23 protein-coding genes are annotated in these 26,827 nt (G+C 34.9%); 13 read left to right on the top strand and 10 right to left on the bottom strand.

All coding sequences use genetic code 11. The annotated features are described in order from the left end of the window. Positions 1–15: 15 nt before the first annotated feature. Together purH and BLQ19_RS10030 are read right to left on the bottom strand one after the other, a co-directional pair. Positions 16–1,548 (bottom strand): bifunctional phosphoribosylaminoimidazolecarboxamide formyltransferase/IMP cyclohydrolase, encoded by a 1,533-nt coding sequence (gene purH, locus BLQ19_RS10035; protein ID WP_024478979.1) that lies wholly within the window; start codon positions 1,546–1,548, stop codon positions 16–18. 93 nt (positions 1,549–1,641) lie between these two features. After that, entirely contained in the window at positions 1,642–2,094 is a 453-nt protein-coding gene (locus tag BLQ19_RS10030) for a GAF domain-containing protein (RefSeq protein ID WP_074538264.1), read from the bottom strand. Between the two features lie 132 nt (positions 2,095–2,226). Between BLQ19_RS10030 and BLQ19_RS10025 the strand changes: the two genes are divergently transcribed. The 3 genes from BLQ19_RS10025 (at position 2,227) to BLQ19_RS10015 (ending at position 5,461) form a co-directional block, all read left to right on the top strand. Then, entirely contained in the window at positions 2,227–2,646 is a 420-nt protein-coding gene (locus BLQ19_RS10025; protein WP_074538263.1) for an HYC_CC_PP family protein, read from the top strand. Between the two features lie 140 nt (positions 2,647–2,786). Further along, complete coding sequence (locus BLQ19_RS10020) at positions 2,787–5,075, top strand: TonB-dependent receptor plug domain-containing protein (RefSeq protein WP_074538262.1); 2,289 nt, start codon at positions 2,787–2,789, stop codon at positions 5,073–5,075. Between the two features lie 29 nt (positions 5,076–5,104). Further along, positions 5,105–5,461, top strand: a complete 357-nt coding sequence (locus BLQ19_RS10015) for a heavy-metal-associated domain-containing protein (protein ID WP_029447786.1) — start codon at positions 5,105–5,107, stop codon at positions 5,459–5,461. Positions 5,462–5,555: 94 nt separating this feature from the next. Here BLQ19_RS10015 and groL read toward each other — a convergent pair whose 3' ends face one another. The 7 genes from groL to miaB all read right to left on the bottom strand — a co-directional run bounded on the left by groL (position 5,556) and on the right by miaB (position 12,269). After that, positions 5,556–7,184, bottom strand: coding sequence for a chaperonin GroEL (gene groL, locus BLQ19_RS10010; RefSeq protein WP_024478974.1), 1,629 nt, complete (start codon positions 7,182–7,184; stop codon positions 5,556–5,558). A 108-nt stretch (positions 7,185–7,292) separates the two neighbouring features. Continuing rightward, positions 7,293–7,571 (bottom strand): co-chaperone GroES, encoded by a 279-nt coding sequence (locus BLQ19_RS10005; protein WP_024478973.1) that lies wholly within the window; start codon positions 7,569–7,571, stop codon positions 7,293–7,295. Between the two features lie 146 nt (positions 7,572–7,717). Next, entirely contained in the window at positions 7,718–8,053 is a 336-nt protein-coding gene (gene secG / locus BLQ19_RS10000; protein WP_025613748.1) for a preprotein translocase subunit SecG, read from the bottom strand. After that, positions 8,050–8,985: a DUF8458 domain-containing protein gene (locus BLQ19_RS09995; RefSeq protein ID WP_074538261.1), complete on the bottom strand. Its 936-nt coding sequence runs from the start codon at positions 8,983–8,985 to the stop codon at positions 8,050–8,052. The genes secG and BLQ19_RS09995 overlap by 4 nt, the downstream gene beginning before the upstream one ends. 4 nt (positions 8,986–8,989) lie before the next feature. Next, the gene (locus BLQ19_RS09990; RefSeq protein WP_034667713.1) at positions 8,990–9,508 is read right to left on the bottom strand and encodes an LptE family protein; all 519 of its coding nucleotides are present in this window, start codon (positions 9,506–9,508) and stop codon (positions 8,990–8,992) included. Between the two features lie 37 nt (positions 9,509–9,545). Further along, complete coding sequence (locus tag BLQ19_RS09985) at positions 9,546–10,817, bottom strand: sigma-54 interaction domain-containing protein (RefSeq protein WP_074538260.1); 1,272 nt, start codon at positions 10,815–10,817, stop codon at positions 9,546–9,548. 9 nt (positions 10,818–10,826) lie between these two features. Then, on the bottom strand, positions 10,827–12,269 hold the full coding sequence (gene miaB, locus BLQ19_RS09980) for a tRNA (N6-isopentenyl adenosine(37)-C2)-methylthiotransferase MiaB (RefSeq protein WP_024478968.1): 1,443 nt from the start codon (positions 12,267–12,269) through the stop codon (positions 10,827–10,829). A 153-nt stretch (positions 12,270–12,422) separates the two neighbouring features. Between miaB and BLQ19_RS09975 the strand changes: the two genes are divergently transcribed. The 9 genes from BLQ19_RS09975 (at position 12,423) to BLQ19_RS09935 (ending at position 24,314) form a co-directional block, all read left to right on the top strand. Further along, positions 12,423–13,091, top strand: a complete 669-nt coding sequence (locus BLQ19_RS09975; protein WP_074538259.1) for a class I SAM-dependent methyltransferase — start codon at positions 12,423–12,425, stop codon at positions 13,089–13,091. Positions 13,092–13,157: 66 nt separating this feature from the next. Beyond that, on the top strand, positions 13,158–14,393 hold the full coding sequence (locus tag BLQ19_RS09970; protein WP_074538258.1) for an LVIVD repeat-containing protein: 1,236 nt from the start codon (positions 13,158–13,160) through the stop codon (positions 14,391–14,393). Positions 14,394–14,544: 151 nt separating this feature from the next. Continuing rightward, complete coding sequence (gene topA / locus BLQ19_RS09965) at positions 14,545–17,055, top strand: type I DNA topoisomerase (RefSeq protein ID WP_074538257.1); 2,511 nt, start codon at positions 14,545–14,547, stop codon at positions 17,053–17,055. 120 nt (positions 17,056–17,175) lie between these two features. Then, a complete protein-coding gene (locus BLQ19_RS09960) occupies positions 17,176–18,333 on the top strand; it encodes a formimidoylglutamase (RefSeq protein ID WP_034667709.1) in 1,158 nt (385 codons plus the stop codon). 113 nt (positions 18,334–18,446) lie between these two features. Then, entirely contained in the window at positions 18,447–19,814 is a 1,368-nt protein-coding gene (gene porK, locus BLQ19_RS09955) for a T9SS ring complex lipoprotein PorK/GldK (protein WP_024478963.1), read from the top strand. Positions 19,815–19,894: 80 nt separating this feature from the next. Next, the gene (gene porL, locus BLQ19_RS09950; RefSeq protein ID WP_024478962.1) at positions 19,895–20,548 is read left to right on the top strand and encodes a type IX secretion system motor protein PorL/GldL; all 654 of its coding nucleotides are present in this window, start codon (positions 19,895–19,897) and stop codon (positions 20,546–20,548) included. 55 nt (positions 20,549–20,603) lie between these two features. Beyond that, positions 20,604–22,163 carry a type IX secretion system motor protein PorM/GldM gene (gene porM / locus BLQ19_RS09945; RefSeq protein WP_074538256.1) on the top strand — a complete coding sequence of 520 codons (1,560 nt, stop codon included), beginning with the start codon at positions 20,604–20,606 and terminating at the stop codon, positions 22,161–22,163. Between the two features lie 103 nt (positions 22,164–22,266). Next, the gene (gene porN, locus BLQ19_RS09940; RefSeq protein WP_029447779.1) at positions 22,267–23,169 is read left to right on the top strand and encodes a type IX secretion system ring subunit PorN/GldN; all 903 of its coding nucleotides are present in this window, start codon (positions 22,267–22,269) and stop codon (positions 23,167–23,169) included. Between the two features lie 62 nt (positions 23,170–23,231). Then, a complete protein-coding gene (locus BLQ19_RS09935; protein WP_083332231.1) occupies positions 23,232–24,314 on the top strand; it encodes an NAD(P)/FAD-dependent oxidoreductase in 1,083 nt (360 codons plus the stop codon). Positions 24,315–24,319: 5 nt separating this feature from the next. On the opposite strand, the gene BLQ19_RS09930 is transcribed toward BLQ19_RS09935, so the two are convergent. Next, the gene (locus BLQ19_RS09930; protein WP_074538389.1) at positions 24,320–24,724 is read right to left on the bottom strand and encodes a DUF983 domain-containing protein; all 405 of its coding nucleotides are present in this window, start codon (positions 24,722–24,724) and stop codon (positions 24,320–24,322) included. A gap of 90 nt (positions 24,725–24,814) precedes the next feature. Between BLQ19_RS09930 and BLQ19_RS09925 the strand changes: the two genes are divergently transcribed. Then, positions 24,815–26,731: an ABC-F family ATP-binding cassette domain-containing protein gene (locus BLQ19_RS09925; RefSeq protein WP_074538254.1), complete on the top strand. Its 1,917-nt coding sequence runs from the start codon at positions 24,815–24,817 to the stop codon at positions 26,729–26,731. The last annotated feature ends 96 nt before the right edge of the window (positions 26,732–26,827 follow it).

Below are 26,827 nucleotides of genomic sequence, written 5' to 3'. Positions count from 1 at the left end.
ACGAAAGTAACAAAATTAATGTTTAAAATGACGTGTACCGGTCATTACCATAGAAATTCCGTTAGAATTACAATAATCTACACTTAATTCGTCTTTAATTGATCCTCCAGGTTGAATGACACTTGAAATTCCGCTATTGCCAGCTATTTCTACACAATCTGGGAAAGGGAAAAATGCATCACTCGCCATTACAGCGCCTTTTAAATCAAAATTGAAAGTGTTTGCTTTATGTATTGCTTGGTTAAGGGCGTCAACTCTAGACGTTTGACCCGTACCGCTAGCAAATAATTGTTTGTTTTTAGCAAGAACGATGGTGTTAGATTTTGTATGCTTACATAATTTAGAAGCAAATATTAAATCTTCAACCTCTTCTGCTGTAGGTGCTACTTTTGTTGCTGTTTTTAAATCGGCCTTAGCGTCAGAGATAAAATCTTTATCTTGAACTAATACGCCATTTAAACAAGTGCGAACTAAAGTTTGTGGAAGCGCTACATTATTTTGTACTAAAATAATTCTGTTTTTCTTTCCTTTTAAAATTTCTAAAGCATCTGCAGCATAGCTTGGAGCAATAACTACTTCGCAGAATAATTTATGAATTTCTTCAGCGGTAGCTTTATCAATTTCTGTATTGCTAATTAAAACACCTCCAAAGGCAGAAACAGGATCTCCTGCTAATGCATCAACATAGGCTTGGTGCAAGGTGCTTCTGGATGCTAGACCACAGGCATTATTATGTTTTAAAATAGCAAATGTAGGTTCATCATCCTTAAACTCCCCCATTAAATTTACCGCAGCATCAACATCTAAAAGGTTGTTGTAGGATAATTCTTTTCCGTGAAGCTTGTTAAACATAGCTTCAAAATCTCCAAAGAAAAAGCCTTTTTGGTGTGGGTTCTCTCCGTAGCGTAAAACCTGACCTTTGGTTTCGCTAATTTTTAAAACAGTTTCTTGATGGTCTTTATTGAAGTAATTAAATATAGCCGTATCATAATGAGAAGAAACATTGAATGACTTTGCTGCAAAACGCTTACGATCTTCCAATGTTGTTGTTCCATCATTAGCCGAAACCAGTTCTAAAACTTCAGCGTAATCTTCCATAGAAGAAACACAAAGTACATCTTTGAAATTTTTGGCTGCTGCACGAATTAATGAAATACCACCAATATCAATCTTTTCAATAATATCTTGCTCAGATGCACCGCTAGCTACTGTTTTTTCAAAAGGATACAAATCAACAATAACAATGTCTATTTGAGGAATATCAAACTCTGTTAATTGTTTTTGATCATTTTCATTATCCTGACGGTTTAAAATACCACCAAATACTTTTGGGTGTAATGTTTTTACACGACCACCTAAAATAGAAGGGTAGCTTGTAACATCTTCCACAGGAACTACATCTATACCTAAATCACGAACAAATTTTTCTGTACCACCAGTAGAATATATGGTGATGCCCAGTTCTTGAAATTTTTTAACAATTGGCTCTAAGCCATCTTTGTGAAATACTGAAATTAATGCTGATGTAGCTTTTTTGGTGGTGCTCATTTTTGTGTGCTTATGATTAATATCTTAAGCACACAAAAGTAATTTTTTTGAAGTTAAAAAAGCACCGATCTTATCAACAAAAAATATAAAGTTTTAAAGAATTTTTGCAACTTCAGTATTTATGAACTCTAAAAAGCGCTCATCTTCTGCTGTGAAAGGATCTGGAGTGTTAGAATCGATGTCTATTTGTCCAATATTTTCACCGTTTACAAACAATGGGACTACAATTTCTGCTTTTACAGTTATACTGCACGCAATATAATTGTCTTGTGCTTTTACATCTGGCACCACAAAGTTTTCGTTACTCACTGCAACTTGGCCGCAAATACCTTTTCCAAAAGGGATAATAATATGATCTGTTGGTGCACCTGCATAAGGGCCTAACTTTAATTCATTTTTGTCTCCATTTTTAAAATAGAATCCTACCCAGTCATAATGAGGTATATTCTCTTTAAGTAAATCGCAAATTTGCTGTAATTGTGTATCTGTATTAGCGTCAGAATTGCTAGTAATAGATAGGATTTGTTCTTTTAGCGTGTCAAACATCTTTTATCTGTTGATTTTTTGCTTCAAAAGTCGAATATTTTATTCAAAAATGACAAAACAAATACAATAAATATTCGTTAATCTTTATAGGTATTTAGGCGTAGCGAATGAATATTTTGTAATTTTGCAGGAATGAAAAAAGGACTTTTCAATATAGTTGCTGTAACCATGGCGGTATTGCTGTTGGCTTCTACGATTTCGTGGAAGGTAGAGAAGCATTATTGTTTAGGACATCTTATGGATATTGCTTTATTTACTTCTGCACAAGATTGTGGTATGGATATGGTTTCCCAATCTGATGAGAATGGTGAGCATGTTGAGGACTTAAATTCTTGTTGCAATGATGAAACAATTATTACCAAAGGCCAAGATAATTTAGTAGTTCAAACTAATGATTTTGATTTAGCGCAGCAGTATTTCGTAATTGCTTACGCTTATTCTTATTTTAATTTATTTGGCAATAGTTTTGAAGAGAAACCTTCTTTTGATCACTATCCACCGCCAATTATCGTCAAAGATATACACGTACTAGACGAGGTTTATTTAATTTGATTTTTTATTTATAGTGGACTGCATGCCGTTGTATCTTGTTTTTAGAACTAGATTTTCTGTATGCTATTTAGTGCTTTCCAGTTTTGGGTCTGACACTGAATATTTTTTTGCTTAAATAATTTTTTAAATTTAATTTTCAAATGAATACATATATAAAACTACTAATTGCAGTACTGTTGCCTTTTGCGGCGCTTTCTCAGGATAAAGTAGAAGGAATGGTGGTTGATGGCGGTGCTATTAATGCTACTTTAGGCTTACCAGGGGCAAATGTGTACTGGATGAATTCTCAAATAGGTGTGGTGACCGATTTTGATGGAAATTTCTCAATTCCCTACGATGCACAGTACCATAAGTTGATCATTAGTTATGTGGGTTTTGAATCTGATACCTTAACTGTAGATCAACCAAGAAAAATTAAACATACATTAAATCCATCAAACGCTCTTAATGAGGTGGTGGTAAACCAAAAGCGAGATGCGGTGCAGAAAGCCTATTTTAGTTCGCAGAATGTCGTAACTATAAATAGTGCAGAACTGCTAAAAGCAGCATGTTGCAATTTATCAGAAAGTTTTGAAACCAATCCTGCTATAGACGTCAACTTCTCAGATGCATTAACGGGTACAAAGCAAATTCAAATGCTGGGGCTTACCAGTCCTTATTTATTAATTACCCAAGAGAATATTCCTATGGTGCGTGGGGCGTCTCAGGCATACGGTTTAACATTTACACCTGGTACTTGGGTAGAAAGTATTCAAATTACGAAAGGTGCTGGGAGTGTTGTAAACGGTTATGAAAGTATTTCTGGGCAAATTAATACAGAGCTTGTAAAGCCACTTACGGATAATGCTGTTTTTGTAAATGGCTATGCCAACCAAAATGGGCGCTATGAATTAAACACGCATTTGAATAAGAAGTTAACCGAAAAATGGAGTACAGGATTGTATATTCATGGTAATAAACGTACGCAGAAAGAAGATAATAATGGTGATGGGTTCTTAGACGCTCCTTTGGCAAATCAAATAAATGTGATGAACCGTTGGCAATACCAAGATCCGGAGAATGGATGGGTGAGTTTTTTAAATGTGCGTTTTTTGAATGATGAAAAACAAGTAGGGCAACTTAATTTTAATCCAGATACGGATAGGGTAGACCAGAAATTTACTGCCGCTAACCTGTTGGGAGCCCCTGTGTTAAACGGAACTGAAATATGGGGAAGTGAGATTAATACCCGCCGCTTTGATACGTCTTTAAAGTTAGGCTATGTTTTCCCTGAATTACCTTTTCAAAGTGTAGGTTTTCAAACTTCGTATAGTTTGCATAAACAAGATTCGTATTTTGGACTTAATACGTATGATATTACGCATGAAAGTATATACGCGAATCTGCTGTTTAATTCTATTATAGGTGATACCAAAAACAAATTTAAAACTGGAGTTACCTTTGCCTATGACGGCTATGATGAAATGGTGCTTACAGATGATTATTCTAGAGTAGATACCTCTATAGGGGCATTTTTTGAATTTAATTATGATAATTTAGATAATGTAAATCTTACTGCGGGTCTGCGGGTAGATAACCACAACCGATTAGGGACTTTTGTAACTCCGCGATTGCATGTGAGATATACCCCTTGGGAGAAAGGGAGTTTACGAGGCTCTTTTGGTAGAGGTAAACGTGCTGCAAATATTTTTGCCGAAAATCAACAACTTTTTGCTTCTTCAAGAACCATAAATATTACAAATGCCGGTGGAGATATATATGGTCTAGACCCTGAAGATGCCTGGAATTATGGCGTAAGCTTCTTGCAAGGGTTTACTTTTTTAGACCGCCCAGGAAATGTGAGTGTAGATTTTTATAAAACCGATTTTAAGAATCAGATTGTGGTAGATTGGGAAAATCCTCGTGAGATTTCTTTTTATAATTTAGACGGTAAAAGTAGTGCAAGTAGTTTTCAAGTAGAAGTGAATCATGAGATACTTCCTAAGCTGGAGCTCAGAACAGCCTATAAATATTATGATGTGAATACAGATTATACAGCTGGTAATTTGCAAAAACCATTACAAGCGCAACATAGATATTTTGCTAACTTAGGGTATACAACAGAAGTAAAGGAAAATGGTGCACAGTGGCGCTTTGATTATACGGTTCATGCTTTGGGAAAACAACGATTACCAGATACTTCATCTAATGAGGAGGCGTATCAATTAGGAGCCTATGCAGATCCTTATAGCCTAATGAATGGACAGATTACCAGGGTATTTTCAAATACTTTTGAACTCTATGTAGGCGGGGAAAATTTAACCAATCACACGCAGGATAATCCTGTTTTGGGAGCGGATAATCCGTTTGGCTCAAATTTTGATACTAGTATTGTATATGCGCCGATTATGGGACGCATGTTTTATGCTGGATTTCGATTTAAACTTTAAAATACTATTATATACTAATACCTATTACTATGAAAAAAATAATTTTAACAGCAGTAGTGGTTTTGATGGCTACTATTAGTTACGCTCAGGACAAGAACAAAAAAATGACTTTTGATGTCAATGGAAAATGTGGTATGTGTAAAGAGCGCATTGAAAAAGCTGCACTTGGCGTAAAAGGCGTGAAGTTTGCTACTTGGGACATTCCATCGCATCAATTATCGGTGATTATGGATGAGAATAAAACAGATGCTATGAAGATAAAAACGGCAATAGTGGCTGTTGGTCATGACACTAAGGAGTTAAAGGCTACTGAAGAAGCATATAATAGCGTACATCCTTGTTGTTTGTATCGGGAAGATAATTCTGATGACTCTGGTCATCATTAAATATATATAGTAGCTCATACGAGCTATATGTTTGAAACTAAAAACGCTCCAATTTTCATTGGAGCGTTTTTTATTTACTTGTAGTGGTTCATTACTACATCATTCCTGGCATACCGCCACCCATTGGTGGGCCTGCAGGAGCTTCTTCTTTAATATCGATTAAAGCACACTCGGTAGTTAAGATCATACCAGCAACAGAAGCAGCATTTTCTAATGCAACTCTAGTTACTTTTTTAGGATCAATAATACCAGCTTTCATCATATCTGTGTAAACTTCAGCTTTTGCATCGTAACCAAAGTCACCTTTGCCTTCTAATACTTTAGAAACAACAACAGAACCTTCGCCACCCGCATTTTCAACGATTGTACGTAATGGAGCTTCAATGGCTCTAGCTACAATTTGCATTCCTGTTTCTTCGTCAGCATTTTCAGCTTTTAATTTAGAAAGAACAGCTTTTGCGCGAACAAGAGCAACACCACCACCGGCAACAATACCTTCTTCAACAGCAGCTCTAGTTGCATGCAATGCATCATCAACTCTATCTTTTTTCTCTTTCATTTCTACTTCAGAAGCAGCACCAACATAAAGAACAGCAACACCACCAGAAAGTTTAGCTAAACGTTCTTGTAATTTTTCTTTGTCGTAATCAGAAGTTGTAGACTCAATTTGAGCTTTAATTTGATTTACTCTTCCTTTAATATCTTTAGCAACACCAGCACCGTTAACGATCGTTGTGTTGTCTTTATCAATAGATATTTTTTCACAAGTACCTAATAAATCTAATGAAGCGTTTTCAAGAGAGAAACCTCTTTCTTCAGAGATTACTGTACCACCAGTTAAGATAGCGATATCTTCAAGCATTGCTTTTCTTCTGTCTCCAAAACCTGGAGCTTTTACAGCAGCAATTTTTAAAGAACCTCTTAATTTGTTAACTACTAAAGTGGCTAATGCTTCTCCATCAACATCTTCTGCAATAATTAAAAGAGGTTTTCCTGATTGAGCAACCGGCTCTAAAACAGGAAGAATATCTTTCATAGAAGAAATTTTCTTGTCAAAAAGTAAAATGTAAGGATTCTCTAATTCAGAAACCATTTTTTCTGAATCGGTAACGAAGTAAGGAGAAAGGTATCCTCTGTCGAACTGCATTCCTTCAACAACATCAACATAAGTATCAGTTCCTTTAGCTTCTTCAACAGTAATAACCCCTTCTTTACCAACTTTTCCAAAAGCTTTAGCGATTAACTCACCAATAGTTTCGTCATTGTTAGCAGAAATTGAAGCTACTTGTTTTATTTTATCAGAAGAGTCACCTACTTTTTTTGCTTGCTTAGCTAGGTCTTCTACGATAGCTTCAACAGCCTTGTCAATCCCTCTTTTTAAATCCATTGGATTAGCGCCGGCAGCAACGTTTTTTAATCCTTCTTTTACGATAGCTTGCGCTAAAACTGTAGCGGTAGTAGTACCATCACCAGCTAAATCGTTGGTTTTAGAAGCAACTTCTTTAACCATTTGAGCTCCCATGTTTTCAAGAGGATCTGCTAATTCTATTTCTTTAGCTACGGTAACACCATCTTTAGTTACTGCAGGAGCACCAAAAGATTTACTGATAATTACGTTTCTACCTTTAGGTCCTAAAGTTACTTTTACTGCATTTGCAAGAGCATCAACGCCTCTTTTTAGTCCGTCACGTGCATCTATATCAAACTTTATATCTTTTGCCATTTTTGAATTTTGTTTTAAGTCATTCTCAACATATGTGGAGAATTTGTTTAATTAATCGTATAATTTAGTTTAGTAGATTTCCGGATTAAGGGAAATAAAAAAAGTAATTTATATAATTGCTAAAATGTCGCTTTCGCGCATCATTAAAAAGTCAGTACCTTCTAATTTAAGCTCGGTACCTGCATATTTACCATAAAGAACAGTGTCGCCAACTTTAACAGTAACAAGCTCGTCTTTAGTTCCAGGACCAACTGCAACAACTTTTCCCTTTTGAGGTTTTTCTTTTGCAGTATCTGGAATGTAAAGTCCAGAAGCAGTTTTTGTTTCAGCTGCCATTGGTTCAATAAGCACTCTATCTGCCAATGGTTTAATATTAACTTTAGCCATATGATTAAATTTTATTAAATTAATTTTGTTTTATCCCTCTATTAATGGCAGAAATTATGCCATTGCTAAATACCTGACATATTGTAAAACAAAAATGCCAGCTTGTCATCCAAGCTGGCATTTTTTAATATGTATTGTCGTATTGTTTATTCTGAATCAGGAGTAGAAATAGGATCTGGTAATGCATCAGGAACCGTATTTTCTATTTCACCACCTTGTAAAAGTTTAGAGTCTGTTGCTGCATAATTCTCTTTCAAAGAAATATTTGATAATAGGATTAGTACGATAAGTAAAGTTGCAAGAGTCCAAGTACTTTTATCTAAAAAGTCTCCTGTCTTTTTAACTCCACCAACTACTTGGCTACCACCACCTCCTAAAGTGGAAGATAATCCTCCGCCTTTTGGGTTTTGTACCATTATAACCAGCATCAATAAAAGACTCACAATGATTATAAGGATTAAGAATATTGTAAACGTGCTCATTTATTTTCTTTTTGTATTTTTTCTACTAATTTTATTTGGTTTGCAAAGAAACTACTTTTTTCTGGATATTTCAAACTTAAAATTTTGTAAGCTTGAATCGCTTTTTTAAACTTTTTTTGTTCCAGATATACTTTGGCTAAAGTTGCCGTCATTAACTCTGTGGTGTCAATCTTTACAGGGTCATTGATAGGCACGGGAATTGCATTTTTTTCTTTAGGTACAATCTTAGGATTCTTTTCAATAAATTGATCTATTAAATCAAATTTCTTCTTTCTAGAAGTTTTTTTTACCCCAGTTTTTGGCTGTTCTTTTAATGATTTTGGTGCTTCTTCTTCCTTGGTAGGGATTTTTTGGCTTCTATCAATAGGTTTTTTAGATGCTAATTGCATCCATTCTGTAAAAGAATACTTTTCTTTCTTTGTAAAAGGGAGTGGCTCACCAATCGTTAGTTCCTCCTCTTTTTTTTTAGCATCCGCAATCGCTATGTCTATTTTAGGATCTTTAGAAGCAAATAATGCAGGGTCTAATATTTGTTCTGCATCTTTCGTGTTTTGAGGAAGTGCTTTGTCTTCTACGGTTTCGTCTAATAAGGGTTTCTTTACGGCCTCAGGAGTAATCGTTTCAAATTCAATTTCTTTTTCTTCGATCGGAGTTTGTCTCCCGGAAATACTATCTGCAATGCCGTTCTGTAAGAACTCCTTAGAGGTGATAAAATCAAATAAAACCTCACGATCTGTTGTATACGCTGCAGTAGTTTTTAGTGCGCTATTGTATTTAAAACTATTGAGGTTTTTGAGGCCTTTTAATTGCAATGCGCGCGCAGCTTGAAAATAAGGAAACTCCTCTAGAATATCATCCAACTGATTCGTCTGCACGGGTGAGACCAATTTTTCTGGATGTTGCAAAAGATATGTAAAGTCTGATACATTCATAGGCTTACCAATCTGCTAATGATGCGTTGAAAATATCTTGAGTGATACGCTCAAAAATCTCCTCTAAAGCGGTTGATTTTATAGAGCTATAACTCGTGGTTGCCCCGTAATCATAGAAGAAAGAGAAGCGTTGATCAAAATCTACGTCTTCTTTTTTATTATTGAAAAACCTAACAGTTACGGTCATCGTTAGTCTGTTTTGTGCAGAGGTCTGATTTGCAGTTGCAGTCATTGGAGTAATTCTGTATTCCGTAATCTCTCCTTCATACACCAGGTCACCGCCGGAGGAAACTAAATCTAGACTGGTTTGGTTCAAGATTAAATCTTGTAAATCTCTAGTGAAATCACGATCTAAACCTGGTTCAAAGGTAGACCCTGGACTCTGAGCAGCATAGTTTTGAAATAATCGTACTTCAAAGGTTTTTGCGTCGCCAACATCACCCCCTGTAAAGTTGTAAATACCACATCCATTTAAGCTAAGAGCTGTAAATAGTATTGCAATTAAGTAGCTTATTTTTTTCAATTTATTTTAATTAAGGTTTAATTTTTTATAGGTCCTATTACAGATCATATTGTTTGATCTTACGGTATAAAGTACGTTCAGAAATGCCCAGTTCTGCTGCGGCAGCTTTTCTTTTGCCTTTATTTCGTTCCAGAGATTTGGTAATTAATTCAATCTCTTTTTCCTGTAAAGATAGGGTTTCTTCTACTTCAATTTCTTCCGCAAAGTGGTATTTGTCCTCTACGACAGGTTTAGTATAGTTGCTCTCTGTTTGCGGTTCGGGAAGGTGAAGCATTTCATTCTCTTCTTCTGTTTCATTAGAAAAATCATCATCGTCATGGTTACCATATATTTTACGGATGAGGTTTTCATTATCTTTCTGTACCTCTTCGCTATCATTATTTTTAAGTAGCTCTAAGGTTAATTTTTTAAGATCATTCAGATCGGCCTTCATGTCAAATAATACTTTGTAGAGTATTTCTCGTTCATTACTAAAATCGCCATCTTTTTTCTGTTTGTCTACGATAGCAGGAAGATTAGAGCCTCCAAAATTGGGCAAGTAGCCATTTAATGTGGCAGCAGAAATACTTCTGTTCTCTTCTAATACAGAGGTTTGTTCTGCAATATTTCGCAATTGACGGATGTTACCTGGCCAGCGGTATTTTAGCAAAAGCTCTACCGCATTATCTTCTAAGCGGATGGTAGGCATTTTATATTTCTGCCCAAAATCTGATGCAAACTTTCTAAAAAGTAAGTGTATGTCTTCTTTACGTTCTCTAAGTGGCGGCAGTGCAATTTCTACCGTACTTAGCCTGTAATATAAATCTTCACGGAATTTTTCTTTTTTTATGGCATCAAACATATGAACGTTTGTAGCGGCCACAATTCGCACATTTGTTTTTTGAACTTGCGAAGACCCTACTTTTAAAAATTCACCATTTTCTAGCACACGAAGTAAGCGCACTTGGGTAGTTAAAGGAAGTTCTCCAACTTCATCCAAGAAAATTGTTCCGCCATCGGCAACTTCAAAATACCCGCTTCGCGTAGCTGTTGCTCCTGTAAATGCACCTTTTTCATGTCCAAAAAGTTCACTGTCAATAGTTCCTTCTGGGATTGCTCCGCAGTTAACAGCAATATATTTTGCGTGTTTTCTGTGGGAGAGTGAATGTATAATTTTAGGAATAGCTTCTTTACCAACACCACTTTCACCGGTAACTAATACAGAAATATCTGTAGGGGCAACTTGTATTGCTTTTTCTATAGCACGATTAAGTTTTAAATCGTTACCAATGATTTCAAATCGTTGTTTTGTTGCTTGTACTGATTCCATTTTAAAATCTTAATTATCTGCTAGTTCAATAGCCTCGCCAAGTAAAGTAGCAGAGGTGCAATCGGTTATTTTTACGCGTACTAAATCGCCTATATTATAATTTCCTTTAGCAAAAATTACTACGGCATTTTGAGAGTTTCTTCCCATCCAATCTTGGTCCGATTTTTTTGAGGAACCTTCAATTAAAACTTCTTCAATTTTACCTAAATGTTGTCTGGTTTTTATATGTCCGTTTTCTCTTTGAACGGCAATAATTTCTGCAAGACGTCTCTTTTTTACTTCCTCAGGAACATCATCTTCTAATTTACGTGCAGCCATGGTTCCAGGGCGTTCTGAGTAAGAATACATGTATCCAAAATCATACTGTACTCGTTTTAAAACATCAAGGGTGGCTTGGTGGTCTTCTTCTGTCTCTGTAGGGAAGCCAGAAATCATATCTTGTGAGATAGCACAATCGGGTAAAATTCTTCTAATATTATCAATGAGCGCTATATATTCCTCGATGGTATGTAAACGATTCATTTCTTTAAGAATACGATTACTACCACTTTGTACCGGTAAATGAATATGGTTACAAATATTCTTATGTTTTGCTACAGTTTCAATAACATCAAGCGTCATATCTTGAGGATTTGAAGTAGAAAAGCGAATTCGCATTTTTGGAAATTTTTTCGCTACCATATCTAAAAGGGCAGAAAAATTTACAGCCGTTGCTTTTTGCATGTCTGTTGCTTTTTCAAACTCTTTTTTTAAGCCGCCACCATACCATAAGTAGCTATCTACGTTTTGTCCTAAAAGTGTAATCTCTTTAAAGTTTTTATCATGAAGGTCTTGAATCTCTTTTAAGATAGATTGTGGTTCTCTGCTTCGTTCACGTCCGCGAGTAAAAGGTACTACGCAAAAGGTACACATATTATCACATCCTCTCGTGATAGATACAAATGCGCTTACCCCATTACTTTGTAAACGAACAGGGCTAATGTCTCCGTAAGTTTCTTCTTTTGATAAAATTACGTTTACGGCATCTCTACCTTCATCAATCTCTTGGATTAAATTGGGTAGGTCTTTGTAGGCATCTGGACCTACAACCATATCTACGATTTTTTCTTCTTCAAGAAATTTACTCTTTAAACGCTCTGCCATACACCCTAAAACACCCACTTTCATATGGGGGCGTGTTTTTTTTACAGCATTGAATTTTTCCAAACGCTTACGAACAGTAAGCTCTGCTTTTTCTCGAATAGAACAGGTATTCACTAAAACAAGATCTGCTTCTTCTAAAATTTGAGTAGTATCAAATCCTTCTTTAGAAAGAATTGAAGCAACAACCTCGCTATCAGAAAAATTCATGGCGCACCCGTAACTTTCAATATAAAGCTTGCGGGTATTTCCAGTAATTTTATCAAGAGCAATAGATTGTCCTTGGTTTTCTTCATTAATAATTTTCTCCATGTACTATGATAATCAACAGAATATTTTTCTTAGGATTGCAAAGATAAGATTTTTAAGAGTGTTCTGTCAAATTGGCAGATAAAAATTAGTGAAATTTGTGATCTGGATTTATTTTATGAAATTTAACCTCTCAATAGAATTGCGCTATTTAAAATGAAAGAAGAAGGAAATCCATCGAATAAAAAAAGATGGCCCACTAAGGCTGTTATGACTCAGATTTATGAAGAACATTTATGGGGAGGTCAAGAGTTTGATTTTTATTCTGGTGAAGGTTCTCATGATAAAGCGATAATTACACCTTATATAAAGGAGGTGTCTGCGTTTTTAAATTCTTTTGAAAGTCCGCTTAAAGTTTGTGATGTAGGTTGTGGCGATTTTAATATTGGAAAGCAACTATTAACTTATACCCAAAAATATATTGCAATAGATATTGTTCCTGCTTTGATAGAAAGGAATAAGAAAAAATTTAAGGATGACAAACTAAGCTTTTTATGTGTAGATATCTGCAAAGAAGATCTGCCTGTGGCCGATTGTATTTTTGTAAGGCAAGTCTTGCAGCATCTTTCAAATGCAGAAATCCAATCTTTTTTATCCAAGCTTAAAAGCTATAAATACGTGGTGCTTACAGAACATGTTCCGCAAGGAAATTTTGTACCAAATAGAGATATGGTAACCAGTATGGGAAACCGTGTTAAGAAAAATAGCGGTGTAGTAATTTCGGAGCACCCGTTTAACCTTAAGGCTTTGACTTCTTATGAGTTGGTGCAGGTTGTTTTGAAAGATGCTAGTAGCATCCAGACAGTGGTGTATCAAAATTTTTAATTTTTCTCGCAACCATTATAGTAATTAAGTATCTATCTGGTAACCAACTCATAAAATGAGAACCTCATGAAAACAACTTTGAAAATAGTACTTTTTATAGTAGCCATTGGATTTATAGCCTGTGATGATAAAGAAGATGATAAATATGCGGATTATCTTGTAGCAAAGCCTTTGACTATTTCTAAAGAAGAATTTAAAACGGGAGTAGCAATTTTGCCGCCTAAGTTTATAGAAGAATCTGGGAAAATCTATGCCTATGAAAATTATATTTTTATTAATGATAAATACCAAGGCGTTCATGTAATTGATAATAAAAATCCTGAGGCACCAGAGAAAATTGCTTACATAAAAATTCCTGGTAATGTTGATATTTCTGTTAAGGGCAACTATTTGTTTGCAGATAGTTTAACAGACTTGGTGGTTCTTGATATTTCTAATATCACTGCCATTAAAGAAGTAAATAGATTGGAAGGAGTTTTAGGGAGTTCTATTATTTGGCCTATGGCCGATTTTTATGAATATGACGACGTAGATTCTGAAAATGAGATCGTAATAGGATGGGAAACAGTATCGGAACCTAGACTAATATCAGAATATGAAGCACGTTTTGTGGGTGATATTATGTTAGATGCGGTAACCAATAGTGCTTCGGTAGGTCAAGGAGGCTCTTTAGCACGTTTTAAAATTGTAGAAGACTATTTATATGCCGTAGATAGTCATACCATCAATGTTTTTGATATTGTTAATTTAGAAAGTCCTAAAACGCTAGAAAGTGTTTTTGCAGGTTTTGATATTGAAACAATTTTTAATCGCGGAGACTACTTATTTCTAGGCAGTAGGAGTGGAATGTATATCTACGATATTTCTTCGCCAAGTGTACCGCAATTTGTTTCAGAATTTCAACATGGTACCGCCTGTGATCCTGTGGTGGTAGATGATAAGTACGCCTATGTGACCCTGCGTGGAGGTAATTCTTGTGGAGCAACAGAAAGCGGATTGTTTGTTATCGATATTCAAGATATTGAAAATCCAACACTTTTAAAATCTTATGAGATGGAAGAACCGTATGGTTTGGGTCTAAAAGATAATTTACTATTTGTGTGTGATGGAAAAGCCGGATTAAAGGTATATGATAAAACAGATGTTGAAAATTTAGGAATGCTAAATCATTTTAAAGACATTGTTACTTTTGATGTTATTCCGTTGGAAAATAGCCTTTTAATGGTTGGTGATGATGTATTGTATCAGTACCAATATCAAGAAACTTCGATAACTTTACTAAGTACGTTTTCTTTGCGATAAATTTTAGGAGTAGGTGCTTTACTGTGGTTCTAGATAGACGATTTTTAAGTGGTTTTTTAGTTCCTGAAAAATGCTAATTATCACCTATATACTAAGGATAGCAGATAAAATAAAAAAATTGGTATACTTTTGTAATACCAAAAACTAGTCAATGGCAAAGAATTTAGTAATCGTAGAGTCTCCTGCAAAAGCAAAAACAATAGAGAAATTTTTAGGAAAAGACTTCCAGGTAGAATCCAGTTTTGGTCATATAGCAGATTTACCTTCTAAAGAATTAGGGGTAGATGTCGAAAATGATTTTGAAGCAAAGTATATTGTGAGTAAAGATAAATCTGCGTTAGTAAAAAAGCTAAGAGATTTATCAAAGAAAGCAGAAACTATATGGTTAGCGAGTGATGAGGATCGAGAGGGAGAAGCAATCTCTTGGCACTTAGAACAAGAATTAAAATTAGATAAAAGTAAAACCAAACGAATTGTTTTTAACAGTATTACAAAATCTGCAATACAAAAAGCAATAGAAAACCCAAGAGAGATTAATTATGATCTTGTAAATGCACAACAGGCAAGAAGGGTTTTAGATAGATTAGTAGGGTATGAGTTATCTCCGGTTCTTTGGAAGAAAATAAAACCAGGTCTTTCTGCAGGTAGAGTACAATCTGTTGCCGTACGTTTAATCGTAGAGCGCGAAAGAGATATTGAAGGATTTACTCCAGAGGCAGCATTTAAAATTACAGCGCAGTTTAAAACTAATGAAGGCAGTATTTTTTCGGCTAAACTGAATAAAACATTTGCAACAAAAAAAGAAGCAGAAGCTTTTCTATCAGAAAACATGAATGCTACCTTTGCTGTAGCAAGCTTGGATAAAAAACCTGCAAAAAAATCTCCAGCAGCACCTTTTACTACATCAACCTTACAGCAAGAAGCTTCACGTAAATTATATTTTTCCGTAGGACGAACAATGCAAGTAGCGCAACGTCTGTACGAAGCGGGTTTAATAACCTACATGAGAACAGATAGTGTAAACTTATCTAAAGAGGCTTTAGATGCAGCTAAAGAAGCTATTGTAGAAAATTACGGAAAAGAGTATAGTAATACGCGTAATTATAAAGGAAAAAGTAAAGGAGCGCAAGAGGCGCATGAGGCTATTAGGCCTACAGATATGAAACTTCAGAATGTTTCATTAGAGCGCGATCAAGAGAAATTATATGAACTTATCTGGAAACGTACCCTTGCTTCACAAATGAGTGATGCGCAGTTGGAGCGTACCAATGTTAAGATTAGTTGTTCTGGACATAATCAAGAGTTTACAGCAAACGGAGAGGTGATCAAATTTGATGGTTTCCTTAAAGTATATATGGAAGATGTAGATGATGAAGATGTTGCTGAAGAGCAAGAAGGAATGCTTCCTGCCATGAAAAAAGGTGAAGCATTGATAAATAATTACATTACGGCTACAGAGCGTTTTAGTAGACCTCCATACCGTTTTACGGAAGCGTCACTAGTAAAGAAATTGGAAGAATTAGGTATTGGTAGACCATCTACCTATGCACCTACAATTTCTACAGTTCAGAATAGAGGTTATGTGGAAAAAGGAACTATTGAAGGGGTAGAGCGTAAGTATGTGCAGTTAGTTCTTGAAAACAATGCTGTAGCGACCAACAATCTAACCGAAAACGTAGGATCTGATAAAGGAAAACTAGTGCCTACTGATATTGGGATGATTGTGACCGACTTTTTGGTTAGTCATTTCTCTGGAATTATGGAATATAATTTCACGGCTAAAGTAGAAGAAGATTTTGATGAAATAGCTGAAGGGAAAGAGGATTGGAAAAAAGTGATGAAGAACTTTTATAAAGATTTTCATCCTAAAGTAATAGATGTAGAAGAAAATGCAGATCGGGCTAGTGGAGAACGTATTCTAGGAAAAGACCCAAAATCTGGCAGACAAGTACTGGTTCGTTTAGGTCGCTTTGGACCTATGGTACAAATAGGTTCTTCGGAAGAGGAAGAGAAACCTATTTTTGCAAGTTTATTGCCAGAGCAATCTTTGAATACCATAACGTTCGAGGAGGCCATGGAGCTTTTTACTTTACCAAGAGCATTGGGAGAGTATAAAGGAGAAGAAGTTTTAGCAAATGTTGGAAGATTTGGTCCTTACGTTAAATTCGGAGATAAATTTATTTCATTAGAAAAAGGAGAAAGTGCTTTTGATGTGGTCTTTGATAGAGCGGTTGAGCTCATTAAAGCTAAGGAATTGGCAGATGCGCCAATTGCTCATTATGAAGATAAAGAAGTTACAAAAGGAACTGGCCGTTTCGGTCCATTTATTAAATGGGACGGCATGTTTATCAACGTGAATAAGAAATACGATTTTGATAATCTGTCAAATGATGATATTATTGAACTTATCGAAACCAAAAAACGAAAAGAGATTGATAAGGTTATTCACGATTGGAAAGAAGAAGGTATTCGTGTAGAAAAAGCACGTTGGGGTAGACACAATGTAATAAAAGGAAAGATTAAAGTAGAATTGTCAAAAGAAGTTGATGCTACAAAAATTACATTGAAAGAAGCTCAGGCAATGATTGAGAAGAAAACGCCTAAGAAGAAAGCCAAAGCAGCACCAAAGAAAAAAGCTGCGCCTAAGAAAAAGGCAAAATAAAACTACACTACTAATTTTTAGATACACCTTCTTGATGCGTATTTTTTTGCGACAATTCAAGAAGGTGTATTATATTTGAGTCAATAAGTTTATAGTAATCCTCAAAACATTCAATTTTTAATGGCATTTGATTTTTTAGTTCCTGTTGATGATAAATTAATAGCACATTGCGAATTACTTCCGGCGCAAGCATTAGGGAATAAAATTCATAAGCATACACAACGTAAAGGCTTGCCTGTATTGGCTAATGCTTCCTTTGCTATTATTGGTGTAAATGAATCCAGAAATGCATTTGAGAAGAAAACAGAAACTTTAGACCTGTTTGAGGTACGCCGTCAGCTTTATAAGTTAATGATGGGGAACTGGAGTAATACCATCGTAGATTTAGGAGATATTAATGAAGGAGAAGCGGTTACAGATACTTATTTTGTTGTAAAAGAAATAGTAGCAGAGCTTATTGAAGAAGATGTGGTGGCTATTATTATAGGCGCAACACAGGACATAACTTACCCCTCGTATAGAGCTTTTGATGGCTTGCGTAGTATGGTAAATTTGGTGTCCGTAGATAGTCGATTTGATTTTGGTGACGCAGATGAACTTATTTCTTCGCATTCGTATTTAAGTAAGATTATTACAGACAAGCCTAATAATCTTTTTAATTTTTCTAATGTTGGCTATCAGAGTTATTTCTGTGCTCAAGAAGAAATAGATTTAATGGAGCATCTTTTCTTTGATGCATATCGTTTGGGAGAAATTTCAGCCAATATTACCTTGGCAGAGCCTATATTACGTAATGCTAATATTGTAAGCATAGATTTACGGTCTATTAAAGCGAGTGAAATTTCTATGTCAGAGAATTTTTCACCTAATGGATTTAATGGAAAAGAAATTTGTGCGATTGCTCGTTACGCGGGAATTAGTGATAAAGTAAATGTTTTCGGGATTTATGAAGGAGAAAATACACCCCAGTCTTTTCAGTTAACAGCACAAATTATTTGGTATTTTATAGAGGGGCATAATTATAGGGTAAAAGAATCTCCTTTTGTGAAAAGTGAGGACTTTACCAAGTTTATTGTGCCTACAGATGATGAGGATTTAATATTTCATAAAAGTAATCTTACCAATAGATGGTGGGTAGAGGTGCCAACTATTTTATCTTCACATAATAAATCAAATATACCTGCGTTATTATCTTGCATGGAACAGGACTATTTTGATGCTTGCAATCAAATTATTCCAGAACGATGGTTTAAAGCTTATAAAAAGGGCTTTAATTAAAATAAAAAAAGTAAAGGATAATACAATTGACACAATATTTTAATCAAAACGTAGTTTTAGAGAATAATAAAAGTGTTTTTAAATTACAGTCTTAATCGAAATTTAACCTAAGTATGAAGAAGCTATTGTTATCATCTATAGCGTTTGTTGTTTTACTCAGCAGTTGCGGATCTAAAACAAAAGGAGAACTAGTTGGAGTCCAAGGAAAAAAATGGTATCCAGAAAAGCCTCATGGTATGGAATTGATCCCCCAGGGATCCTATATTATGGGTAAAAGTGAAGAAGATCAGGCTAAAGTTCTCAACGCGCCAACCAAAACAGTTACTGTACGCTCTTTCTATATGGACGACACAGAAATTACGAACAGTGAATACCGACAATTCGTAGAGTGGGTACGAGATTCTATCGTAAGAACCAAGCTGGCCATCCTAGCAGATGAATTAGGTTTAGGTCCAGATGATGGAGGAATTGGTGACTATGCATTTAAAGATGCGGATACCACTAAATTATCATCTTATGACAAGTATATGCTTGATAACTACTCAGGAATGGGTGATACCGGATATGAAGGTAGAGGGTTAAACCTTGATCAAGATTTAGTTTGGGATACTTCGGAGTATCCAGATGAATATTATGTTGAAGTAATGGATAAATTATATATTTCTGAAGAAGAAGCTTATAATGGACAACGTACTATAGACGTAACACAATTAAAATACAAGTATTCTTGGATGGATATTGAGGCAGCTGCTCGTGCTAAAGGTAAGGGTAGTAGAAAAGACTTCATTAAACAAGAAGAATTAGAAATATACCCAGATACAACGGTTTGGATTCGAGATTTTGAATACTCTTATAATGAACCAATGCATAATGATTATTTCTGGCATGACGCTTACAGTGAGTATCCTGTAGTTGGTGTGAGTTGGAAACAAGCAAAAGCATTTTGTAACTGGAGAACTAAGCTTAAGAATGATGATCAAAAATCTAAAGGAGCTCAGTTTGTAAATCAATTTAGATTACCAACAGAGGCAGAATGGGAATATGCAGCAAGAGGTGGTATTGAAAGTGGAACATACCCTTGGGGTGGACCATATGTGATAAGTGACACCGGTTGCTTTATGGCAAACTTTAAACCACAACGTGGAGATTATGCCGCAGATACAGCATTATATACTGTAGAAGCAAAATCTTTTGAGCCAAATGATTATAACTTATATAACATGGCTGGTAACGTTTCTGAATGGACAGATTCTAGTTATGATCCTAACTCTTACGAGTATGTTTCAACAATGAACCCGAATGCTGGTTCTGGACAAAATGCAAGAAAAGTTATCCGTGGAGGATCTTGGAAAGATGTTGCTTATTTCCTACAGGTAAGTACAAGAGATTATGAATACCAAGATTCAGCACGTAGTTATATTGGATTTAGAACCGTACAAGATTATATGGGCGTTGAAGAGAATAAGCCTTTAAATAAGTAATACAATAAATTTTACATAAAGTCGAATTAAATTAAACCAAATCGTTATTATTAACATTAACCTGAAATTAAATTAAAATTATGGCACAGTCAAAAGCAACAAAGAAATTATTTAACATGGCCTATGGGCTAGGAGCATCAATCGTAATTATCGGTGCATTATTCAAGATTTTACACTGGGAGTTAGGACCATTAAATGGTGGTGTTCTTCTTGCAATTGGTCTTATTACAGAGGCACTTATTTTTGCTATTAGTGCATTTGAACCATTAGAAGACGAATATGATTGGTCTTTAGTATACCCAGAATTAGCTGGTGGTGAAGGTGTTGCAAGAGCTAACAGCGTTGCTGCAGAAGTACAAGAATCAGAAGCTTCATTATCTAAAAAATTAGATGATTTATTAAAAGAAGCTGGTGTAGATGCAAGCTTAATGGAAAGCTTAGGAACTAGCATTAGAAACTTTGAAGGTGCTGCAAAAGGTATCGCTCCTACAGTAGATGCAATGGAATCTACTCGTAAGTATTCTGATGAAATGGTACAAGCTGCTTCTCAAATGGAATCTTTAAACAGTCTATATAAAGTACAATTAGAAAGCGCTAGCAAACAAGCTTCAATTAATGAAGAAGTTGTTCAGAATTCTACAGCTTTAAAAGACCAAATGGCATCGTTATCTACAAACTTATCGTCTCTTAACGGAGTATACGGTGGTATGTTATCTGCAATGACAAGAAACTAATTAGTTTTAGTAATAATCAAACCCCAAAAATTAACTAAAATTTAATTAGAAAAACATGGCAGGAGGAAAACAGTCACCACGTCAGAAAATGGTTAACTTAATGTACTTAGTGTTCATTTGTATGTTAGCCCTGAATATGAGTAAAGAAGTTCTAGCGGCATTCGGTCTTATGAATGAGAAGATGGAAGTTTCTAACCAAAAAACTTCAGATAACAATTTGGCATTCTTAGATGGTCTTGAAACAAAGGCTTCAGAAGATGCAGCTAAATATGCTGAAGATTTCAAAAAAGCACAGACAGTACAAAAATTATCTCAAGAGTATTATGATTATTTAGAAGCTCTTAAGAAAGATATGACTGCAGGTGTTGAAGACCCAAAGGATTATCAAGTAATGGATAAGTCTGACTTTTTAGATCAAAAATTCTTCGCAGGAGATAATTTGGCAGAAGGCGGTAAAGAGTTCATGAAAAAAATCGAAGAGTACCGTACTAAAGTTTCAGTATTAGTACCGGCTAAATTAAAATCATCTGTTATTGCTAGATTTGAAACTGGAGATGCTAATGGTAAAGTAGAAAAGAAAGATAAGACAAAGCAAGATTGGTTAAACTACCATTATGAAGGCTTTCCTTTAATTGCTTCTTTAACTAAAATTACAGCTTTACAAGCTGATATCAAGTCTACAGAAGAAGATGCTTTAAAATCGATGTTAGAAGGTAACTTAACAGATCAAGTTTCTTTAACAAACTTTAAAACTTCTCTTTTTGGATCTAAATCTGCTTTTTATTCTGGAGAAAAATATGATGGTAAAATTATCATTAGTAAAACAGATAACTCTTCTACACCTGTTAGAGCAGAATTAACTCTTGATGGGAAGAAATTGACAGCTGATACAGATTATAAGCTTGAAGCTGGTGGTGTTAAAATGTTGATCAGTACTGGTAACCCAGGAGATCACGTAGTAGCAGGTACAATCTTCTTTATGCAAGATGGTACAGAAGTTCCTGTAGAAGTGAATAATTCATTCGCTACAATTTCTAAGCCAGGAGCTGCTTTAATTGCTGCTGACAAAATGAATGTAGTGTACCGTGGTGTTGCTAACCCAATGTCTATATCTATACCAGGTATTCCTGATAATAAAGTAAGTGCTAATGCAGCTGGATTATCTAAGCGTAGCGGAAGTAGTTATGTTATGAACCCGGGTACAGGTAGAACAGTGACGATTAGTGCATCTGGTAAGTTACCTGACGGACAGGTAGTATCTTCTAAATCTGAATTCAGAATTAAAGATATTCCAAGACCTAATGGATCTATTAGAGGAGAAACTAACTCAGCTAAAATGCCAAGAACTAACTTAGAAATATCTACTGTTGGTGCATTATTAGAAGATTTCGATTTCGATTTAAATCTTGCTGTAAGTGGATTCAAATTTAAAGTTCCTGGGCAACCAACAGTGGTAGTTAGTGGTAACAAATTAAATGGTGCTGCTAAGTCTGCTTTGAAAAGAGCTGGTCGTGGAGATGCTGTTCAGATATTTGATATTGAAGCTTATATAACAAATAACAAGTCTTACAGGTTGAAAAAAGTATCACCAGTAGTGGTTGAACTTACAAACTAGTAATAAAATTTATTGAAAAGCGTTATAAGTTAATAAGAACGTAAATTCTAAACGACTTATAACGAATTTCAGTAAAGGTGTAAAAACAAATAAATTTTTAAAAATGAATTGGAAAAATGTTTTATTAATTGGTGCGGTAGCTTTATTGCCAATATCTACAATGGCTCAGGCAAACATATTAAATGCCAAAAGACCAGAGGAGATAGGTAAGAAAACTGAATCTCAAATAGAGAAAGATAATGACGCTCCTTTAGATTACGGTTATGTTGATGATAGAGATATTCTATGGTCAAAAACAGTATGGGAAGTTATCGATTTAGATGAAAGAGTTAACTTTCCGCTATACTACCCAATTGATACTGTAGATATAGGTTCTGATAGAAGATCTTTATATGATGTTTTAATCAAAAACATTAAAAACGGTAAAATTAAAGATATCTATGCCGATTCTTATTTTACTGAAAAAAGAGAATTCGCAGACTTACAAGCTACAATGCAAAAAGTTGATACGACCGATTATGGTTACGAACAATACAATGCAGGTGAGCAAGTATCTCCAGAATACATTAACAGAAGAGATTTAGCAGCAGCAGATTTAGAAGAGTATTTAGTTAAAGGTATTTGGTATTTTGATAAGCGTCAAGGCGAATTAAAATACAGACTTTTAGGTATTGCTCCAAGAGCGCCAGATGTTAACTTTATTGATGATGAATCTATGGATCAGGAAGAGAACAAAGTTGCCTTATTCTGGGTATGGTACCCAAGTGCAAGACAAATTCTTCATGAAGCTAAAGTATTTAATCAAAGAAACTCTGCACAACCTATATCTTTTGATATGTTGTTAAATGCAAGAAGGTTTAATGCAACAATTTATAAAGAAGATAATGTTTATGGTGATCGTGCTATTAAAGATTACATTTCAGATAACTCTTTATTCCAATTGCTAGAATCTAATCGTATTAAAGAAACAATTAGAGATAAGGAACAAGATATGTGGAGTTATTAATTTAAAAATTCCAATTCAACATAAAACAAAAAAGTCTTAGCCAATGGTTAAGACTTTTTTTTATGCCAATTAGCTACCTTTGCAGTATGATAGATTATTTAATTGTAGGCCTTGGGTTGGCAGGGATTTCTTTTTGTGAACAACTGGAAGAAAATCATAAAACATATCGTGTAATTGCAGATAAATCGCAAACATCGTCGGTAGTTGCAGGGGGTTTATATAATCCAGTAATTTTGAAACGTTTCACCTTGGCATGGAATGCAAAAGTGCAATTAGAAACAGCACTACCTTTTTATGAGAAATTAGCTAAAAAGTTACATACGCAGTTAGATTTTAAAGTTCCAGTACTGCGCAGATTCGCCTCTATCGAAGAGCAAAATATGTGGTTTGAAGCTTCAGATAAACCTCAATTAGGGTATTTTTTAGCGACGAATATCAAAAAAAACGAAAATACATGTATTGATGCTCCATTTGGCTATGGAGAAGTAAACTATACCGGAAGGATCGCAACCAAAGTACTTTTGGCTAGTTATGAGAAATACCTTTTGACTAATATGCTCTTGCAACAAGAGACTTTTGATTATGAGGCACTGGAAATAAAAGCAGATCATATAGCATATCAAGGCATAGCGGCAAAAAGAATCATTTTTGCAACAGGATTTGGTCTGCATGAGAATCCATTTTTTAACTATTTACCTTTAAATGGTACTAAGGGAGAATTACTAACGATAAAGGCTCCAGATCTAAAGGAAGAGAATGTTATAAAATCATCTGTGTTTATCATTCCGTTAGGAGATGATTTATACCGAGTAGGGGCCACGTATAAATGGAAAGATAAAACAAACTTACCTACGGCAGAATCTAAACAAGAACTTCTAGAAAAGCTAGAAACGTTCTTGACGTGCAATTACGAGGTCGTAGATCATGTGGCGGGTATACGCCCAACGGTAGCAGATCGTAGACCTTTAGTAGGGCAGCACCCAGAGGAGGATAAGTTATTTATTTTAAATGGTTTTGGCTCTAGAGGAGTTATGATTGCGCCAACAGCATCCGCATCTTTATACCAATTTATTGAGCATGCTACTGCAATTCATCCCGAGATGAATAGTGCGCGTTTTACTAAAAAATACTACCAGAAAAAATAAAGAAATTAAGAGGTGGTTTTTTTGTCATGATTTACAATCGCACTAGGATCATAGCTAATAAACATATTGATCCATATATTACGAGATAAACGCATGATAAGTGGCATGAAAACAACTAAGGTACCCATAATAGCAAAAAAACTAGTTTTTAATCCAGTACCCATAAATAAAAATGTGATAACAAAAGCGGCTACAGCAAAAGCAATTCCAACACCATAACTAACATACATTGCACCATAAAAAAAAGAAGGTTCTATTTTGTATTTAGTGCCACAATGAGCGCAACGCTCATGCATTTTAAAAATTTTGGTCAAATGAAAAGGGTTTTTGTCCACATACATGCTCTCATTTTGACATTTAGGACAAGTTCCTGTTAAAATACTGTAGAGTTTGTTTCCTTTTTTTAACATTTGCAAAAGTTTTAGCAAAAATAAGATTTTAGGAGGTCTTCTTATGTAACTAAAGTCACAAAAAACTAATAAAGAAAATAAAAATACTACATGCTTAATATTCATAATCTTTCTGTTTCATTCGCTGGCGAATATCTATTTGAAGAAATTTCATTTCGCTTAAATACTGGCGATAGAGTTGGCCTAATTGGTAAAAACGGGGCAGGAAAATCTACCTTATTAAAATTGTTGTCTAAAGAAATGCAACCAGATACGGGTATTATCGCTTCCGATAAAGAAGTGCGTATTGGTTTTTTAAAGCAAGATTTAGATTTTGAGCAAGGAAGAACAGTTTTAGAAGAGGCTTATCAAGCATTTGAAGAAATTATCGCTTTAGAACAAAAACTAGCCTACACTAATGAGCAACTTGCAGAACGTACAGATTATGAAAGTGATGGATATTCAAAACTTATAGAAGACTTAAGTGATATTACACACCACTATGAAATTTTAGGGGGGTATAATTACCAAGGGGAAACAGAAAAGATTTTACAAGGTTTAGGCTTTAAAAGAGAAGATTTTGATAAGCATACAGACACGTTTTCTGGTGGATGGCGTATGCGTATTGAGTTGGCAAAATTATTGTTGCAGAATAATGATGTATTGCTTTTAGATGAGCCTACCAACCACTTAGATATAGAATCTATTATTTGGCTAGAGCAATTTTTGAGAGGTAGCTCTAGCGCTGTGGCTATTGTATCGCATGATAAAATGTTCTTAGATAATGTTACCAATAGAACTATTGAAATTTCATTAGGGAGAATTTATGATTATAATAAACCTTATTCTGAGTTTTTAGTGCTTCGTAAGGAGATTCAAGAGCAGCAATTAAGTGCGCAAAGAAATCAGGAAAAACAAATACAGCAAACAGAGAAGTTAATAGAAAAGTTTAGAGCAAAAGCTTCAAAGGCAACGATGGCACAGTCTTTAATTAAAAAATTAGATAAGCTAGACCGCATAGAAGTCGATGAGGATGACAATAGCGTTATGAATCTTAAATTTCCGATATCCGTAACTCCAGGTAGAGTGGTGGTAGAAATTGAAGATCTGTCTAAGCATTATGGGGAAAAAGAGGTTCTTAACAATATAGATTTATTGATAGAACGCGATATTAAGACTGCTTTCGTTGGGCAGAACGGTCAAGGGAAATCTACCTTGGCTAAAATCATTGTTGGAGAATTAGAGTATCAAGGACGTTTAAAGCTAGGGCACAATGTTCAAATAGGATACTTTGCTCAAAACCAAGCAGAATATTTAGATGGGAATAAAACGATACTAAATACGATGATTGATGCGGCTAACGAGACTAATAGAAGTAAGGTTCGAGATATACTTGGTTCTTTTCTCTTTAGAGGCGATGAGGTAGATAAATATGTGAAAGTACTATCAGGAGGAGAACGGAACCGTTTAGCCCTGGCTAAAATGCTTTTACAGCCTTTTAATGTCTTGGTAATGGATGAGCCTACTAACCACTTAGATATAAAATCTAAAAATGTTTTGAAGCAAGCCCTTCAGAGTTTTGAAGGTACTTTAATCTTGGTTTCTCACGATAGAGATTTTTTACAAGGCTTAACTAGTAATGTGTATGAATTTAAAGACGGAGCAATAAAGGAATATCTTGGAGACATAGATTTCTATTTAGAGCAACGTAAAGTAGAAGACTTTAGGGAAATAGAGAAAAAGCAGGTCCAGGTGAAACAGAAAGTGAAAAAGGTCGTTGCTACAGAAATAAGCTATGAAGATCAAAAAAAGCTAAAATCTCTTAATAATAAATTAAGCTCTGTTGAAAGTACTATTTCACAATTAGAAAAAGAAATAAAGCAGATAGATAAAGACCTATTAAATAATTACGAAGCAACCATTGCGAAGCCTAACTTTTTTGAATCTTACGAGAAAAAGAAAAAAACATTGAAGCAATTGATGGAGCAATGGGAGGAAATTACTATAAAATTAGAAGAATTTTCATAAGCAATTTTACCAATCATCTTCTATTTACTACAGATTATCGTTGTTTCACAACGTAAATGGATGATTTACATGTAGTTCATCGAAATCTTATGTTTC

It is taken from the genome of Cellulophaga baltica (assembly GCF_900102165.1).
GTDB classification, from domain to species: Bacteria; Bacteroidota; Bacteroidia; order Flavobacteriales; family Flavobacteriaceae; genus Cellulophaga; species Cellulophaga baltica.
Note: the sequence above shows the minus strand (reverse complement) of the source record. Positions and strands in the feature narration are given on the sequence as shown.

Bases quoted from the DNA above. Each gene is read 5' to 3' on its own strand.
- BLQ19_RS10015 (WP_029447786.1), top strand. From the start codon at position 5,105: ATGAAAAAAATAATTTTAACAGCAGTAGTGGTTTTGATGGCTACTATT.
- secG (WP_025613748.1), bottom strand. From the start codon at position 8,053: ATGAGCACGTTTACAATATTCTTAATCCTTATAATCATTGTGAGTCTT.
- porN (WP_029447779.1), top strand. From the start codon at position 22,267: ATGAATTGGAAAAATGTTTTATTAATTGGTGCGGTAGCTTTATTGCCA.
- BLQ19_RS09930 (WP_074538389.1), bottom strand. From the start codon at position 24,724: ATGTTAAAAAAAGGAAACAAACTCTACAGTATTTTAACAGGAACTTGT.
- BLQ19_RS09995 (WP_074538261.1), bottom strand. From the start codon at position 8,985: ATGAATGTATCAGACTTTACATATCTTTTGCAACATCCAGAAAAATTG.
- miaB (WP_024478968.1), bottom strand. From the start codon at position 12,269: ATGGAGAAAATTATTAATGAAGAAAACCAAGGACAATCTATTGCTCTT.
- BLQ19_RS09985 (WP_074538260.1), bottom strand. From the start codon at position 10,817: ATGGAATCAGTACAAGCAACAAAACAACGATTTGAAATCATTGGTAAC.
- porL (WP_024478962.1), top strand. From the start codon at position 19,895: ATGGCACAGTCAAAAGCAACAAAGAAATTATTTAACATGGCCTATGGG.
- BLQ19_RS09960 (WP_034667709.1), top strand. From the start codon at position 17,176: ATGGCATTTGATTTTTTAGTTCCTGTTGATGATAAATTAATAGCACAT.
- purH (WP_024478979.1), bottom strand. From the start codon at position 1,548: ATGAGCACCACCAAAAAAGCTACATCAGCATTAATTTCAGTATTTCAC.
- BLQ19_RS10005 (WP_024478973.1), bottom strand. From the start codon at position 7,571: ATGGCTAAAGTTAATATTAAACCATTGGCAGATAGAGTGCTTATTGAA.
- porK (WP_024478963.1), top strand. From the start codon at position 18,447: ATGAAGAAGCTATTGTTATCATCTATAGCGTTTGTTGTTTTACTCAGC.
- groL (WP_024478974.1), bottom strand. From the start codon at position 7,184: ATGGCAAAAGATATAAAGTTTGATATAGATGCACGTGACGGACTAAAA.
- BLQ19_RS09925 (WP_074538254.1), top strand. From the start codon at position 24,815: ATGCTTAATATTCATAATCTTTCTGTTTCATTCGCTGGCGAATATCTA.
- topA (WP_074538257.1), top strand. From the start codon at position 14,545: ATGGCAAAGAATTTAGTAATCGTAGAGTCTCCTGCAAAAGCAAAAACA.
- BLQ19_RS09975 (WP_074538259.1), top strand. From the start codon at position 12,423: ATGAAAGAAGAAGGAAATCCATCGAATAAAAAAAGATGGCCCACTAAG.
- BLQ19_RS09935 (WP_083332231.1), top strand. From the start codon at position 23,232: ATGCCAATTAGCTACCTTTGCAGTATGATAGATTATTTAATTGTAGGC.
- BLQ19_RS10020 (WP_074538262.1), top strand. From the start codon at position 2,787: ATGAATACATATATAAAACTACTAATTGCAGTACTGTTGCCTTTTGCG.
- porM (WP_074538256.1), top strand. From the start codon at position 20,604: ATGGCAGGAGGAAAACAGTCACCACGTCAGAAAATGGTTAACTTAATG.
- BLQ19_RS10030 (WP_074538264.1), bottom strand. From the start codon at position 2,094: ATGTTTGACACGCTAAAAGAACAAATCCTATCTATTACTAGCAATTCT.
- BLQ19_RS10025 (WP_074538263.1), top strand. From the start codon at position 2,227: ATGAAAAAAGGACTTTTCAATATAGTTGCTGTAACCATGGCGGTATTG.
- BLQ19_RS09970 (WP_074538258.1), top strand. From the start codon at position 13,158: ATGAAAACAACTTTGAAAATAGTACTTTTTATAGTAGCCATTGGATTT.